A 15781-nucleotide genomic window follows, 5' to 3' on the forward strand; every position below is an offset into this window, starting at 1 on the left:
CAAGGAGAACGTCCATGAAAACACACAAAATCGCAGTCATCGCCGGAGACGGCATCGGCAAGGAAGTCGTGCCTGAGGGCATACGCGTGGTGGAAGCCGCGGCGCGCCGCTTCAACATCAATATCGAATGGACCACCTTCGAGTGGGCCAGCTGCGACTACTACGCAGCGCACGGCAAGATGATGCCCGACGACTGGTTCGAGCAGCTGAAAGGCTACGAAGCCATCTTCTTCGGCGCGGTCGGCTGGCCGGCGCTGGTGCCCGACCATATTTCGCTGTGGGGCTCGTTGCTGAAGTTCCGCCGCCAGTTCGACCAGTACGTCAACCTGCGGCCAGTGCGCCTGATGCCAGGTGTGCCCTGCCCGCTGGCCAACAAGCAGCCCGGCGACATCGACTTCTACATCGTGCGCGAAAACACCGAGGGCGAATATTCGTCCGTCGGCGGCCGCATGTTTGAAGGGACGGAGCGCGAATTCGTGCTGCAAGAAGCCGTCTTCACCCGCACCGGCGTGGACCGCGTGCTGCAATACGCCTTCGACCTGGCGCAGAGCCGGCCGCGCAAGCACCTGACCTCGGCCACCAAGTCGAACGGCATCTCGATCAGCATGCCGTACTGGGACGAACGCGTGGCCGAGATGGCCAAGGACTACCCGGACGTGAGCTGGGACCAGTACCACATCGACATCCTGGCCGCGCGTTTCGTGCTGTCGCCGGAACGGTTTGATGTGGTGGTGGCGTCCAACCTGTTCGGCGACATCCTGTCCGACCTCGGCCCGGCCTGCACCGGCACCATCGGCATCGCGCCGTCGGCCAACTTGAATCCGAGCCGGCAGTGGCCGTCGCTGTTCGAGCCGGTGCACGGCTCGGCGCCCGACATCTACGGCAAGAACATCGCCAATCCGGTCGCGATGATCTGGTCTGGCGCGATGATGCTGGACTTCCTCGGCAACGGCGACGCCAACTACCGCGCGGCCCACGACGCCATCGTCACCGCCATTGAAGCCTGGCTATTGGACGGCAACCGCACGCCGGACATGGGCGGCACGGCCAGCACCACGGAAGCCGGTCAGGCTATTGCCGCTAAGCTGGCTTGACCACCGGGTGTTGTGAGCGCTGCTTCCACGCCAGGAAGATGCGTTCGGCCTGCGCCTCAGCATCGCTGCGTTGCTGTGCGTTTAAAGACTGGGCCCAGCCATCCAGCAGCGCTTTCGGGTAGACACCGTCGTTGGAATTGATCGCGCCGAGCACTTTGTTGGCGGCCAGATGTTCCATGTAGAGGTCCGCCACGGTTTGCTGCCTGCCTAACGCCGGGTAAGCGGAGCTACTAAGCAGCAAGGCATCGGGATATCCCGACGCGATTCGATCATCCAAGAGCTTGAGCGCATCGGTACGCCATTCGCTCACAGCCGGATCGGCCGGCCGTTCCTCCAAGGCGCTACGATCACCCTGCGGACCGGCGAAGATATACACCCCGAGTGCCCCGCCGACGTGTTGATCGACGGCGTAGCTCAGCAGCTGAAAGCGATCCAGCCGGGTCCTGCCGGTCAAGCCCGCGCACGTCTTGCGAAGTACTTGCAATGCCTGTTCATCTACCTTGTGTTCCAGGACCTGGACTTGAAAACCCGTCTCCTGCTTGGTGACCTTGACATCGACATCATCGACGACTTCCTTGTATTTTTCCAAGGTCAGGCATTCCTGGATCTTCTGAAACGCTATAAACGATTTCTCTGGATCGCCCGCAGCGGCACGTACCATGTCTTCGACGACAGCATTCGCGACGGTTTTTCCTGCCTGAAGCCGCTTGGGCTCGGAGGCGCGGCGCGATGGCAAGCTTGCCGGCGACGGCGCGCCGAAAGCCGGGGCCGATGCGACCGGTGGCCGCGTCAGCAAATCGACGCCCTCCCAGATCGCACCGGCGCCTATGACAACGGACAATAATAAAAGCAGTTTTTTGGTGGCGATCATGAGACAAGGCGGAGTGGTATCGCGACCAGCTTAGCATGGCGCCGTTACGTCAAAATACGCACTTTGTTGCCTCTATCGCTCACCCAGCTTCATCTTGGCCCGCAGCGCTTCGCGCACATGCGGCGTGGCGGCATATGCATCGCCGGGATTGGTGCCGGCGACGATGTGCTGCATGCGCTCCTGCACGCCGGCCAGCGCGCCCGGATGCGAGTAGATATAGAAGTCGCCGTTGGCGATGGCCTTGAAGGTGATCTCCGCAACGTCCTGCGCCGACACTTTGCCGGACGATACCGCCTTGTCCGTCATGGCTTGCGAGGCCAGCTGGCTGGCGGTCGGGCCTTGCGTCATGCGTACGTCCTCGGGACGGTTGCGGTGCGATTGGCTGATCCCGGTCGGCACAAAATACGGGCACAGCACCGACGCCCCGATCGGCGCACCGACCAGTTGCAGATCCTGATACAAGGTCTCCGACAGCGATACCACCGCATGCTTGGAGACGTTGTACACGCCCATCGCCGGCGCATTCAGCAAACCCGCCATCGATGCCGTGTTGACGATGTGGCCTTCGAACGATGGATCGCTCTTGGCCGTTTCCAGCATCAGCTTGGTGAAAATGCGCACGCCGTGGATCACGCCCCACACGTTCACGCCCATCACCCATTCCCAATCGGCCTCGGTGCTTTCCCAGATCAGCCCGCCAGAACCTACGCCGGCGTTGTTGAACAGCAGATGCACGGCGCCGAATTCGGCCACGGCCGCATCGGCCAGCGCCTGCACTTGCTCGCCCTTGCGCACATCGCACAGGCGCGAGATCACGCTGGCGCCTTGCGCCGTCAGCTCCTCGACCGCGCGTTGCAACGCATCGACCTGTACATCGGCCAGCACCAGCTTCATGCCCTCACGCGCCGCCACGTTGGCGAATTCGCGGCCCAAACCACTTGCGCCGCCAGTGATGACGACGACCTTGTCTCTGAATGTTTTCATTATTAGATAAGCTTCACCAGTTGTTTGCCGAAGTTTTGCCCTTGTAGCAGGCCCATGAACGCTTGCGGTGCGGCCGCGAGGCCGTCCGCTACCGTTTCGCGGTATTTGATCTGATGGTTGGCGACCAGCACGGCCAGCTCCTGCAAGCCCTGCTGCCAGAATTCCATATGTTCGGTGACGATGAAACCGCGCAGCATCAGGCGGTTGATCAGCAGCAGGCGCGAATTCTTGATCGGCATTTCCTGGCCATTGAAGCCGGCGATCAGGCCGCACAGCGCCACGCGGGCGAAGGGATTGGTGCGTGCCAGCGCCGCGTCGAGGCAGGCGCCGCCGACATTTTCAAAAATCGCATCGACGCCGTCCGGCGTGACGGCGGCCAGGTCGGCCTCCAGGTTGCCAGCCTTGTAGTCGACACAGGCATCGAAGCCCAGCTGCTTGACGACATACTCGCACTTCTCCGGCCCGCCGGCGATGCCGACCACGTGGCAACCACGCAACCGGGCCAGTTGCCCGACCACGCTGCCGACCGCGCCGCTGGCCGCCGACACCACCACCGTATCGCCGGCGCCCGCTTCCAGAATTTGATGAAAGCCATACCACGCCGCCATGCCCGGCATGCCGACCACGCCGAGGTAGGCCGACAGTGGAATGCGCGTGGTGTCGAGTTTGCGCAGCAATACGCCGTCGGACACGCCCATCTCTGCCCATCCCAGCATGCCGCCGACGAAGTCCCCGACTTTGTAGTAATCGTTACGCGACGCCAGCACCTGGCCCACGGTGCCGCCTATCATGGTCTGATCCAGTGCTTGCGAGGTGGCGTAGCTCTTGGCCGCGCTCATGCGTCCGCGCATGTACGGATCCAGCGACAGATAGTGATTGCGGACCAGCACTTCGCCGTCGGCCAGTTCGGGCACGTCCACCGTCTCCAGCCGGAAGTTCTCCGCCGCCACCGGGCCGCGCGGACGCGCCGCCAGCACGATGCGCTGGTAGGTCTTGGGTATCGCAGTCATTGTCAGACCGCCGATACGCCGCCGTCCACCGCCAGGATCTGGCCGGTGATGTGCTTGCCGGCGTCGGAGGCGAACAGCACCGCCGCGCCTTTCAAGTCTTCGTCGTCGCCCAAGCGGCCCAGCGGCGCATCCTTGGAGATCTCGTCCGGTCCCAGCTTCTCCAGCAAGCCTTTGGTCATCTTCGACGGGAAGAAGCCCGGCGCCAGCGCGTTGACGGTGATGCCATGACGGCCCCACTCGCCCGCCAGCGTGCGCGTGAAGTTGACCAGCGCGCCTTTAGACGTGTTGTAGGCGATGGTCTGCATGGTGCCGGGCGGATTGCCGGCCAGGCCGGCGATCGAGGCGATGTTGATGATGCGGCCGTAGCCACGCGGAATCATCGAGCGCTTGCCCACCAGCTGCGACACCACGAAGATGCTGCGGATGTTCAGGTTCATCACCTTGTCCCACGCTTCGACCGGATGGTCTTCGGCGGGCGCGCCCCAGCTGGCGCCGGCGTTGTTGATCAGGATATCGATGTGGCCGAGGTGGGCCAGCGCGGCCGTCACCAGCGCGTCCGCATGCGCATCCTGCGACAGGTCGGCGGCGATGGCGTGGGCGCTGATGCCGTGGCCGGTCAGGAAGGCCACCGCTTCATCCAGGTCCGCCTGCTTGCGCGAGGAGATGACCACCTTGGCGCCCTGCTCGCCCAGCGCCAGCGCCATTTGCAGGCCCAGTCCGCGCGAACCGCCGGTGATCAGCGCGGTCTTGCCGGCCAGGGAAAACAATTCTTGAGTTGTACGCATTGCGGGTGTCCTTAACTTTAGATTTCGTAGTCCATGCACTGGCGCGCATCGCGCACCGCGCCGAAGAAGGGTTTCATGGCGACGTGGTCGGGATGGTTCTGGTATTCGTCCAGCGCGGCCTTGTCGGTGAATTCGGAGTACAGCATCACGTCATACGTCGCTTCCAGTCCGGGCTGGGCCACGACGGCTTCCAGCTTCAGCAGGCCGGGCACCAGGCCGATGCAGCCGTCCAGCAGCGCTTTCATCTTGGCCGCGTTGGTGGCGCGGTCGGCGCCTTCGGCATGGTCTTTCAGTTTCCACATTACGATGTGCTTGATCATCTTGTCTCCCTTTAGTTATCGCTTGTTTAGAACCACGCGTCGCGCATGTCGAGCGTGGTGGTGTCTATGCTGGCCAGCAGTTCCAGCTGCTGTTCGACTTTCGGCAATTCCCAGTGGAAGAAGTAGCGGCAGGCTTGCAGCTTGCCGCGATAGAAATCGGCATCGCCGGTTTCCAGCGCAGCAGCGGCCAGCAGAGCCTGCTGCAACCAGATCCAGGCGACCACCACATGTCCCACCGCTTCCAGGTACAGGCTGGCGTTGGCCAGGGTTTTATTCAGGTCGCCGGCAGCATACAGCTTTTGCGTGACGAGTTCCACTGCCTGCCACGCACCATCAAGCGCATCGGCGTGCGCCAGCAGCTCCTTGCTGATGCCGGCCAGCTCGGACGATACCGCATCCGGCGCGCCGACGCTGCCGCGCACCTTGCGTACCGTCTTGCGCAGCTCGGCGCCGAAGGCTTTGAACAGTGCGCCATCCTGCACGGTGGCCTTGCGGCCCAGCAGGTCGAGGCCGTGGATGCCATGCGTGCCTTCGTGGATGGCGTTCAGGCGGTTGTCGCGGTAGAACTGCTCGACGTTGTATTCCCGCGTGTAGCCGTAGCCGCCGTGCACCTGGATCGCCAGGCTGTTGGCCTCCACGCACCATTGCGACGGCCAGGATTTGGTGATCGGCGTCAGGAAATCCAGCAGGCGCGCCGCATGTTCGCGGGCTTCCGGCGTTTCGGCGCTGTGCTGCTCGTCGACCAGGCGCGCGCTGTACAGCACCAGGCCGAGGCCGCCTTCAACATAAGCCTTCTGGGCCAGCAGCATGCGCCGCACGTCGGTGTGCTCGATGATCGGCAATTGCGGCTGGGCCGGATCTTTTTGCGCGGGATGCCGGCCTTGCGGACGGTTGCGCGCGTAGTCCAAAGCATGCAGGTAGCCGGTGTAGCCCAGCACCGCAGCGCCCAGGCCGACGCTGATGCGCGCCTCGTTCATCATGTGGAACATATTGGCCAGGCCCTGGTGCGGATTGCCGACCAGGTAGCCGATGGCGCCGCCCTTGCCCTGCGGCTGGAACTTGCCTTCGCCGAAGTTGAGCAGGCAGTTGCTGGTGCCACGGTTGCCCATCTTGTGGTTCAGGCCGGCCAGCACGACGTCGTTGCGCTCGCCGAGGCTGCCGTCTTCGTTGACCAGGAACTTGGGCACGATGAACAGCGAGATGCCTTTGACGCCGGGGATCAGCTTGCCGTCCGGGCCGGGGATCTTGGCCAGCACCAGGTGCACGATGTTGTCCGACAGCTCATGCTCGCCGGCCGAGATCCACATCTTGTTGCCACTCAGGCGGAACTGGCGCTCGCCATCGACGCCGGCTTGCGGATCGGGCACGGCGCGGCTGGTGATGTCGGACAGGCTGGAACCGGCCTGCGGCTCCGACAGGCACATGGTGCCAAAGAAACGGCCGGCGAACATCGGATCGACATAGCGCCGCACCTGTTCCGGCGTGCCGCACTTGAGCAAGGTATTGGCGCTGCTCATGGTCAGGAAAGTGTAGGCGCTGGTGGCCACGTTGGCCGCCGTGAAGTACGAGGCCAGCACCTTCTCCACCACCACCGGCAGCTGCATGCCGCCGCGCTCGAAGTCCTGCCCGGCCGCCATCAGGCCGGCGGCGGAGAAGGCGTCGAGCGCCGTCTTCACCTCGGGAATGATTTTGACGCTCAGGCAGCGCTCGCCGACAACGGCATGCGGCTCCTCGCTGTCGCTCTTCTTGTTATGCGGCGCGAACAGCTCGGTGGCGAGCTGCTCGGCCGTATCGATGGCGGCATCGAAGGTTTCGCGGTTGTGGTCCTGGAAGCGGGCGCGCCGGGTCAGCGCCTCCGCATCCAGCCATTCGTACAGCATGAAGGCGATGTCGCGGCGCGACAGCAGGAGGGACGGCATGGCTTACACCACTTCGAACAGGCCCGCCGCTCCCTGGCCGCCACCGATGCACATGGTGACGACCACATATTTAACGCCACGGCGCTTGCCTTCCAGCAGCGCATGGCCGGTCAGGCGCGCGCCCGACACGCCGTACGGGTGGCCGACGGCGATCGCGCCGCCGTTCACGTTGAGGCGATCCATCGGGATGCCCAGCGTGTCGGCGCAGTACAGCACCTGCACGGCAAAGGCTTCGTTCAATTCCCACAGGCCGATGTCCTCGACCTTCAGGCCGGCCTTCTTCAGCAGTTTTGGAATCGCGAACACCGGGCCGATGCCCATCTCGTCCGGTTCGCAACCGGCGATGGCGAAGCCACGGAAGATGCCCAGCGGCGTCAAACCCTTGGCAGCCGCGGTCTGCGCGCTCATGACGATGGATATCGAGGCGCCGTCCGAGAACTGGCTGGCATTGCCGGCGCTGATGACGCCGCCCGGCACCGCGCTGCGGATTTTCGATACCGCTTCATAAGTCGTATCGGCGCGGATGCCCTCGTCGGCCGAGATCGTCACCTCGCGGGTCAGCAGCATGCCGCTGGCCTTGTCGGCCACGCCCATGATGGTGGTCATCGGCGCGATTTCGGCGTCGAAGCGGCCGGCGGCCTGGGCTGCGGCGGCGCGCTGCTGGCTCTGCACGCCGTATTCGTCCTGGCGCTCGCGGCTGATGTTGTAGCGCTTGGCCACGGTTTCCGCCGTCTGCAGCATCGGCCAGTAGATTTCCGGCTTGTGCTGCGACAGCCAGACTTCCTTGTACATGTGCATATTCATTTCCTGCTGCACGCAGGAGATCGATTCCACGCCGCCGGCGGCGTAGATGTCGCCTTCGCCGGCGATGATGCGCTGGGCGGCGGTGGCGATGGTCTGCAGGCCGGACGAGCAGAAACGGTTGATGGTCATGCCGGCGGTGGTCACCGGGCAGCCGCCGCGGATGGCGATCTGGCGCGCGATATTGCCGCCGGTGGCGCCCTCGGGGTTGGCGCAGCCGATCAGCACGTCTTCCACCTCGCCCGCTTCGATGCCGGCGCGGCCGATCGCCGCTTGCAGTGCATGGCCGCCCAGGGTGGCGCCATGCGTCATGTTGAACGCGCCTTTCCACGACTTGGCCAAACCTGTACGGGCGGTTGAAACAATGACGGCGTCGATCATGAAAGTCTCCTATGAGTGGGTGTTTTTTAGTGAAACCAGAATAGCATATTTTAGTACGGTCGTTCGCAAATTATTTATGTAAGTTTCGCGTAAGTTTGGAGCAAGCTTTGCGTAAGGTTCACGGTACACACTGCGCTCAAGCTGACGAAAATGTAACTATCTCGGCTGGGGAAATCCAAAAAATTACAGGAGACAATAATGACGACATCATCAGGCACTGCCGATCCGCGCAACCTGCCCAAGTCCACGGCCATCACGCCGGAAGAACGCAAGGTGATCTTTGCTTCCTCGCTGGGGACGGTTTTCGAATGGTACGATTTCTATCTGTACGGTTCGCTCGCTCCTATCATCGCCAAGCAGTTCTTCATCGGCGAACCGACCACCACCTTCATTTTCGCACTGCTGGCGTTTGCCGCCGGTTTCATTGTGCGTCCGTTCGGCGCGCTGGTGTTCGGCCGTCTCGGCGACATGATCGGCCGTAAATATACCTTCCTGATCACCATCCTGATCATGGGCGCCTCCACCTTCATTGTCGGCCTCTTGCCCGGATACGCTGCGATAGGCATCGCGGCGCCCATCATCCTGGTCTCGCTGCGCATTCTGCAGGGCCTGGCGCTGGGCGGCGAGTACGGCGGCGCGGCCACCTACGTGGCCGAGCATGCGCCGCACGGCAAGCGCGGCTCGTTCACCTCGTGGATCCAGACCACCGCGACGCTGGGCCTGTTCCTGTCGCTGCTGGTGATTCTGGGTACCCGCACCGCCGTCGGCGAGGAAGAGTTCGCCGCTTGGGGCTGGCGCGTGCCGTTCCTGGTATCGGTGCTGCTGCTGGGTGTTTCGGTGTGGATCCGCCTGTCGATGAATGAGTCGCCGGCCTTCGCCAAGATGAAAGCCGAAGGCAAGACCTCGAAAGCACCGCTGAGCGAAGCCTTCGGCCAGTGGCGCAACCTGAAAGTCGTGATCCTGGCGCTGCTGGGCCTGACCATGGGCCAGGCGGTGGTGTGGTACACCGGCCAGTTCTACGCGCTGTTCTTCATGACCCAGGTGCTGAAGATCGACGGCGCCAGCGCCAACATCATGACCGCCCTGTCGCTGGCACTGGCGACGCCGTTCTTCATCTTCTTCGGCATCCTGTCGGACAAGATCGGCCGCAAGTGGATTATCCTGGGCGGCTGCGTGCTGGCCGCGGCGACCTACTTCCCGCTGTTCGGCGCGCTGACCCACTACGGCAATCCGGCGCTGGAAACAGCACTGAAGAACTCGCCTGTGGTGGTGGTCGCCGATCCGGCATCGTGCCACTTCCTGTTCAACCCGACAGCGACCAAGAAATTCCCTTCGTCGTGCGACATCGCCGCCGGCATGCTGTCCAACGCCTCGGTGAACTACACCACGCAAGAGGCGCCGTCCGGCAGCGTCGCCAAGATCAAGGTGGGCGACAAGGAAATCACTTCCTTCAACGCCACCATGACGGTTGACGGTCTGAACTTCGACAAGGCCAGCAAGGATGCCGAAGCCGCGCTGAAGAAGGAAGTCGGCGGAGCCATCAAGGCGGCAGGCTATCCCGCCAAGGCTGACGACACGCAGATCAACAAGCCGATGGTGGTGGCGGTGCTGTTCATCCTGGTGCTGTATGTGACCATGGTGTACGGCCCGATCGCCGCCATGCTGGTGGAGATGTTCCCTACCCGCATCCGCTACACCTCGATGTCCCTGCCTTACCACATCGGTAACGGCTGGTTCGGCGGCCTGCTGCCGACCATCTCGTTCGCGCTGGTGGCGTTCAAGGGCGACATCTACTACGGCCTGTGGTATCCGATCATCGTCGCCCTGATCACGGCTGTGATCGGCGCGCTGTTCGTCGGTGAAACCAAGGACAACAACATCTACGCCAACGACTAAGCCGCTACGCTTAGCCCGAAATAGCCGCCAGCGATGGCGGCTATTTTTTTTACGTCGCCAGAAAACTTTGTCCTACAGTCATTAAATTATTGATAAACTTAAGCTTTTAATACCGCGCCACAATTCACAGCTAGGGACGTCATGCCATATATCAAGATCGAAAACGGAGTCATGCAGGAGTACAACAATGACGGACTCAACACCGGACCTGTTGCCACTATCGGCTTGAATGCATACAGCTACCTTGAGCGACGGGCCTGGTCGGCGACGAGCAAAGGCGTAACTGGACCGAGCAATCCCGACTACCCTGAAGACTTCGTCTTTCTTCAGTCGAAAGGCATTAAATACCTGCAGGTAATGATTGCGCCATTTTCAGGCCTGGGCAGTAGTTTGGCCTGGGGTCCCGTGGTGGGCCAGCCCAGCTTCAACGGCAATTCCGTCAGCGACCTCAAAATCAATCAATCCTATTGGGATGCCGTCCAGAACTTCCTCGATGCCGCCAAGGCGCACAACATCGGCATCATCGCCTGCCCGTTCTGGAACATCCTGGCCATTCCCCAATTGGTCGGCGAGGACAAAAGCGCATTGCTGCAAAGCGATTCCAAATCCAGAAACTACCTGCGCGCTTTTGCCGCGGCCTTCGTCGCCAGGTACAAAGACCATACGGGTATCGCCGCCTGGATGGCGGGCCAGGAAATCACACTGAACACGGGCCTGGACTACAACACGGCGCCAGCTGTGCTGAAGGAAATTGCTGAAGCCATACGGGGGCAGGACGTACTGCAGCGCATGATCTCCTCCGGCAATGAGGCGCGGCCGCACTTCGATCCACGGAAATATACGATCGACGAACATGTCGAGATCGTCCGCGCGATGAATCCAAGCCCGATCGATACGCTCTGCGAAAACCTGTTCCTCAATAGCGAGTACTTCAGCAGTGGCGTAGCGCCGGTATCCGGCCAGAACAGTGCATTGCGGGCGGATTTCACTTCTTGCTCGTTGCCTTACCTGAAGGTGATGCAAAAACTGGCCAGCGATTTGGGCAAGCCATATTATGTGGGCAGCTTCGGCATGACCACAAATGACGAAGCGGCGCTGCAGGACACCACGCAGCACAATCTGTCGACTTTGCTGCAAAACTTCTATCGCACCGGCGTGCAGCTTGCGTGCTATTGGGTATGGAACAGCGGCAGCGTGTCGGATTTGAAGCCGTGGAATGTGCTGGTCACCGATGCCGGCGACAACAACCTGCGTGCGGACGTATTCGCGGCCATCACCGCCGTGCTCGACCGCTCACGGGTAGCGCCGCCAGACGCCCTGGTCAACCGTAAATTGAACAGCATTTTCTTTGCCAGTTCGGCCACGTTCACCAATACCTCGTCACAGTGGTGCTACTTCACCATCGCACCCAAAGCGGCGCTCTGTCCGTCGACAAATTTTTCCATCTCTTTCAGCATCAATCAGAGCGCCACGTCACTGGCGACCGAAGGCCCCCTCATCCGCCGGGTCTCGGGCGCGGTCAACGCCGATGCACGCGGCTGGGTCATCTATAAAAACGGACTCTCCGTCGACGCCAACGCCTTCATACAGTTATTTGACGGGAAATCGGTGGGCATCGACGCCGGTAATAAAGGTCGAACAGATGTCCTCGATACCTGGACGCGCATCACTTTCACTGTGGACGCCAATTCGCGCATTGCGCTCTATGTCAACGACTTCCTGATGGGATATACGCAGCCTGCGCTTCCATGGTCCAATGTCGACGGTCTGGGCGCCATTCAGATCGGGCGAACGAGCCTGACTTCGAACGGGGCTATCGTAAGCTGGAAAGTCTCAGACATCGTTTTGTATGACCGCGTGCTGTCCCCGCAGGAAGTCTTCGACTACGGGGTGAGCGGACAGGTAGTCAATGCTGCGGGGCGGTGGCGCCTGAACGGCGACTTCAAGGATGTCATTAATGCTAACGACGGGACTTTCGCGCCGGACAGGAACCTGATTTCCTTCAGCTAAATCCGGCAAAACTGACGGACGACATGCAGCTTGCTGCATGTCGCGCCGTTACGCAGCCCCGGTCAGTTTCAGGAAATGAGCGAAATTCTCGGGTGAAGAAAAGAACTGCTCGACCGGAACAGACTGACCGCTGCGCACCAGTGCGCTCAAGTCCTGCGCAGGCGTGCCCTGGTTAATCGCCTGGTCCGACGCCAAGAGCGATTTCGCGTGCCTCGACGCAATCAGGCCGCAGCTAGCAGTCGCTACGGCGAACGCCGCGCCTTGCATGAGAAGACGGCGTCGCTGCTGTGCAGACGGCGACAGATTGGCTGGTTTCATATCTACCCTCGGTGGATGTCAAAATGAGAACGTATCACAACAATGCAATTATTGCAATTGCGCCTGGTGGAATTTAGCGCGCGATATAGCTTGGTCGTTAATCCGAGCAAAAAAAGGCCGCCATGAAAGGCGGCCGAAGCGCTTAAACGGGAAAGCGGCAATTTTATCGAACTTGTATACGACGGCGAGCGACCACGCCCAACAGGAGAGCCCCTGTCAACAACATGGCGCAGCTCGATGGTTCAGGGACGGCGGCAACATTGGAGGACAAGAACTCGACGCGCAGGCCGGTCGGATTGCCGCCGTTTAGCGCCCAGTTGCCGACGACGAATTGCATGGTGTTGACGCCGGACTGGAAACCGCTGCCGGCGCCAAAGGCGGTCCAGCCGGTGAAGCCGGCGCCGCTGGCGATGACCTGGTTGTTCAGCTTGACCACGGCGTCGTTGTCGGCGGCGAAGCGGCCGCTGAAGGCCGCAGTGCTGGCGTTATAGCCGGTCAGGTCGAACGACAGCGTGTAGGTATAAGTGCCGGCACTGTAGGCGTCAAAGCTCTGGCCTTGCGTCGCGGTTGGCGTAATCCATTTCGATACGCCGTCATTGGCCAGCCATGGGCTGATCGGCCAGACATTGTCGAGCGTGATCACCGGCGTGGTGTTGCCGATGACGGTATCGCTGCTGGCTGCGTTCAAGGTGTAGTGCGTGTCGCCGCTGCCGTTCGCACCGGTGCCGGTGTTGAACAGGCCATTGATGCTGGCTGCGTGTGCGGAGGAAATTGCTGCGAATGCCACTGCTGCGGCAATGATGGTGCGTTTCATGAAGGCCTCTAAAATTTAAGTTTGGGTTGTAACGTGTACTTCACGCTGCGACTCGAACCGTTTTTTAGGGCTTCGAAGATGGTTTGCTGCTTTGAAGGAAGTATAGCAACAATTGGAGAGAAATGCTCACATGCAACGGAAATTTTTTGTGCATGTGAGCTTTTTCAGACAACGTGTATCAGCTATTGAAACCCTTGCCCTCTTCGGCCAGCTTGACCAGCAGCGGCGCCGGCTTCCAGGCGCCGCCCTGGTGGCCCTGGGCGTACTTGTTGATCGCCGCCAGCACGTTCGGCAAGCCCACCGTGTCGGCGTAGAACATCGGGCCGCCGCGGAACAGCGGGAAGCCGTAGCCGGTCAGGTAGACCATGTCGATGTCCGAGGCGCGCAGGGCGATGCCCTCTTCCAGGATATGGGCCGCCTCGTTGACCATCGAATACACCAGGCGTTCGACGATCTCCTGGTCGCTGATCTTGCGGCGCGCCACGCCGATATCGGCCGAGTGCTGCACGATCATGGCGTTGACCTGCTCGTTCGGGTAGGCCTTGCGGTCACCCGCCTTGTAGTCGTACCAGCCGGCGCCGGTCTTCTGGCCATAGCGGCCCATCTCGCACAGCAGGTCGGCGGTCTTGGAGTAGCTGATTTCCGGCTTCTCCACATAGCGGCGCTTGCGGATGGCCCAGCCGATGTCGTTGCCGGCCAGGTCGCCCATGCGGAACGGTCCCATGGCGAAGCCGAACTTCTCGACCGCCTTGTCGACCTGCTCCGGCAAGGCGCCCTCTTCCAGCAGGAAGCCGGCCTGGCGGCTGTACTGCTCGATCATGCGGTTGCCGATGAAGCCGTCGCACACGCCCGACACCACGCCGGTCTTCTTGAGTTTTTTCGACAGCGCCAGCGCGGTGGCCAGCACATCCTTGCCGGTCTGCGCGCCGCGCACGATTTCCAGCAGCTTCATCACGTTGGCGGGGCTGAAGAAGTGCGTACCGATCACGTCCTGCGGACGCTTGGTGAAGCTGGCGATCTGGTTCAGGTCCAGGGTCGAGGTGTTGGAGGCCAGGATGGCGCCCGGCTTCATCACTTCGTCCAGCTTGCGGAACACGGCTTCCTTGACGCCCATCTCCTCGAACACGGCTTCGACCACGATGTCGGCCTGGCCGATGTCTTCATACGCCAGCGTGCCGCTGACCAGGGCCATGCGCTGGTCGAACTTCTCCTGCGTCAGCTTGCCCTTCTTCATGGTGTTTTCGTAGTTCTTGCGGATCGTCGCCAAGCCCTTGTCCAGCGCTTCCTGGCGGGTTTCCAGCATGACCACCGGGATGCCGGCGTTCAGGAAGTTCATGGCGATGCCGCCGCCCATGGTGCCGGCGCCGATCACGGCGGCCTGCTTGATGGCGCGCACCGGCGTATCGGCCGGCACGTCAGGCACCTTGCTGGCGACGCGCTCGGCGAAGAAGGCGTGGCGCAGCGCTTTCGATTCGGTGGTCTGGATCAGGTGCAGGAAGCGTTCGCGCTCGAACTTCATGCCGTCCTCGAATTTCATCGTGACCGAGGCGGCCACGGTTTCCACGCACTCCAGCGGCGCCGGGAACGGGCCGGACATGGCCTTCACCGTGTTGCGCGAGAATTGCAGGAAGGCTTCGTGGTTCGGGTAGTCGACTTTGCGGTCGCGCACTTTCGGCAGCGGACGCGCATCGGCGATGGTTTCGGCAAAGGCCACGGCCGAGCTGACCAGGTCGGCGTCGGCGGCGAACACGGCGTCGAACAGCGCGGTGTTGGCGAGCTTGTCGGACAGCACCGGGGTGCCGGAGACGATCATGTTCAACGCCATTTCCAGGCCCAGCACGCGCGGCAGGCGCTGCGTGCCGCCGGCGCCCGGCAGCAGGCCCAGCTTGACTTCCGGCAGCGCGATCTGCGCGCCCGGCATCGCCACGCGGTAGTGGCAGCCCAGCGACAGCTCCAGCCCGCCGCCCATGCAGACGCTGTGGATGGCGGCGACCACCGGCTTGGTCGAGCTTTCGGCGGTGGCGATCAGCGTGTGCAGGCTGGGCTCGGCCAGCGCTTTCGGCGAATTGAATTCCTTGATGTCGGCGCCGCCCGAGAAGGCCTTGCCGGCGCCGGTGATGACGATGGCCTTGACGGCGTCGTCCGCCAGCGCCTGCTGGATGCCCTTGACCGCCGCCGTGCGGGTGGCCAGGCCCAGGCCGTTGACCGGCGGATTGTTCAGCGTGATGACGGCAACCGTGCCGCGGACTTGATATTCAGCAGTCATGTCTCTTCCTTATGTTTTAGTGGGAACCTCAGCCCACTCACTATACCGCATAAAAGAACGGTCGTATTATTTTTTTTATTGACCTCACAACATGGTACAGGATGGCCCGGCGGGCAGCCAAGCAAACTTGCCGTTTTTGCCAGCGCTTTTGATTGCCGAGAAAATACTTTTTAAATATGCGAAATTCTCGCCATAGGATATCCCTATGTTAATTCCACGTGGAAAATTAAATACACGTGCATCAAAAAATTAAAATAGGTTCTTGTTTTGGCTCAAATTCGGATTAATAATAAGTTCAGCTGAATCCACCAG

Annotated in this window: 13 protein-coding genes; 3 read left to right on the forward strand and 10 right to left on the reverse strand. The window is 61.6% G+C overall.

The features are described 5' to 3' along the window. Positions 1–14 precede the first annotated feature (14 nt). Entirely contained in the window at positions 15–1094 is a 1080-nt protein-coding gene (locus tag D0T21_RS07335) for a tartrate dehydrogenase (RefSeq protein WP_116990690.1), read from the forward strand. Here the strand turns inward: D0T21_RS07335 and D0T21_RS07340 are convergent. From D0T21_RS07340 to D0T21_RS07370, 7 genes are all read right to left on the reverse strand, one after another. Next, on the reverse strand, positions 1081–1965 hold the full coding sequence (locus D0T21_RS07340) for a hypothetical protein (RefSeq protein WP_116990691.1): 885 nt from the start codon (positions 1963–1965) through the stop codon (positions 1081–1083). The genes D0T21_RS07335 and D0T21_RS07340 overlap by 14 nt on opposite strands. A gap of 72 nt (positions 1966–2037) precedes the next feature. Continuing rightward, complete coding sequence (locus tag D0T21_RS07345) at positions 2038–2949, reverse strand: SDR family oxidoreductase (RefSeq protein ID WP_116990692.1); 912 nt, start codon at positions 2947–2949, stop codon at positions 2038–2040. 2 nt (positions 2950–2951) lie between these two features. Beyond that, complete coding sequence (locus D0T21_RS07350) at positions 2952–3959, reverse strand: NADP-dependent oxidoreductase (RefSeq protein WP_116990693.1); 1008 nt, start codon at positions 3957–3959, stop codon at positions 2952–2954. A gap of 2 nt (positions 3960–3961) precedes the next feature. Continuing rightward, positions 3962–4744, reverse strand: a complete 783-nt coding sequence (locus tag D0T21_RS07355; protein ID WP_116990694.1) for an SDR family oxidoreductase — start codon at positions 4742–4744, stop codon at positions 3962–3964. Positions 4745–4761: 17 nt separating this feature from the next. Beyond that, entirely contained in the window at positions 4762–5064 is a 303-nt protein-coding gene (locus D0T21_RS07360; RefSeq protein WP_116990695.1) for a Dabb family protein, read from the reverse strand. Positions 5065–5090: 26 nt separating this feature from the next. After that, positions 5091–6983, reverse strand: coding sequence for an acyl-CoA dehydrogenase (locus D0T21_RS07365; protein ID WP_116990696.1), 1893 nt, complete (start codon positions 6981–6983; stop codon positions 5091–5093). A gap of 3 nt (positions 6984–6986) precedes the next feature. Then, positions 6987–8165: an acetyl-CoA C-acyltransferase gene (locus tag D0T21_RS07370; protein ID WP_116990697.1), complete on the reverse strand. Its 1179-nt coding sequence runs from the start codon at positions 8163–8165 to the stop codon at positions 6987–6989. Positions 8166–8363: 198 nt separating this feature from the next. Here D0T21_RS07370 and D0T21_RS07375 point away from each other — a divergent pair, with 198 nt between their 5' ends. Together D0T21_RS07375 and D0T21_RS07380 are read left to right on the forward strand one after the other, a co-directional pair. Further along, entirely contained in the window at positions 8364–10061 is a 1698-nt protein-coding gene (locus D0T21_RS07375; protein ID WP_116990698.1) for an MFS transporter, read from the forward strand. A 141-nt stretch (positions 10062–10202) separates the two neighbouring features. Next, positions 10203–12071 carry a LamG-like jellyroll fold domain-containing protein gene (locus D0T21_RS07380; RefSeq protein ID WP_116990699.1) on the forward strand — a complete coding sequence of 623 codons (1869 nt, stop codon included), beginning with the start codon at positions 10203–10205 and terminating at the stop codon, positions 12069–12071. 48 nt (positions 12072–12119) lie between these two features. On the opposite strand, the gene D0T21_RS07385 is transcribed toward D0T21_RS07380, so the two are convergent. From D0T21_RS07385 to D0T21_RS07395, 3 genes are all read right to left on the reverse strand, one after another. Further along, positions 12120–12389, reverse strand: a complete 270-nt coding sequence (locus D0T21_RS07385) for a hypothetical protein (RefSeq protein ID WP_147328042.1) — start codon at positions 12387–12389, stop codon at positions 12120–12122. A gap of 163 nt (positions 12390–12552) precedes the next feature. Beyond that, positions 12553–13203, reverse strand: a complete 651-nt coding sequence (locus D0T21_RS07390; RefSeq protein ID WP_116990701.1) for a PEP-CTERM sorting domain-containing protein — start codon at positions 13201–13203, stop codon at positions 12553–12555. A 178-nt stretch (positions 13204–13381) separates the two neighbouring features. After that, positions 13382–15469, reverse strand: coding sequence for a 3-hydroxyacyl-CoA dehydrogenase NAD-binding domain-containing protein (locus D0T21_RS07395; protein WP_116990702.1), 2088 nt, complete (start codon positions 15467–15469; stop codon positions 13382–13384). Positions 15470–15781 lie beyond the last annotated feature (312 nt).

It is taken from the genome of Duganella sp. BJB476 (assembly GCF_003416895.1).
Taxonomy (GTDB): Bacteria; Pseudomonadota; Gammaproteobacteria; order Burkholderiales; family Burkholderiaceae_D; genus Rugamonas.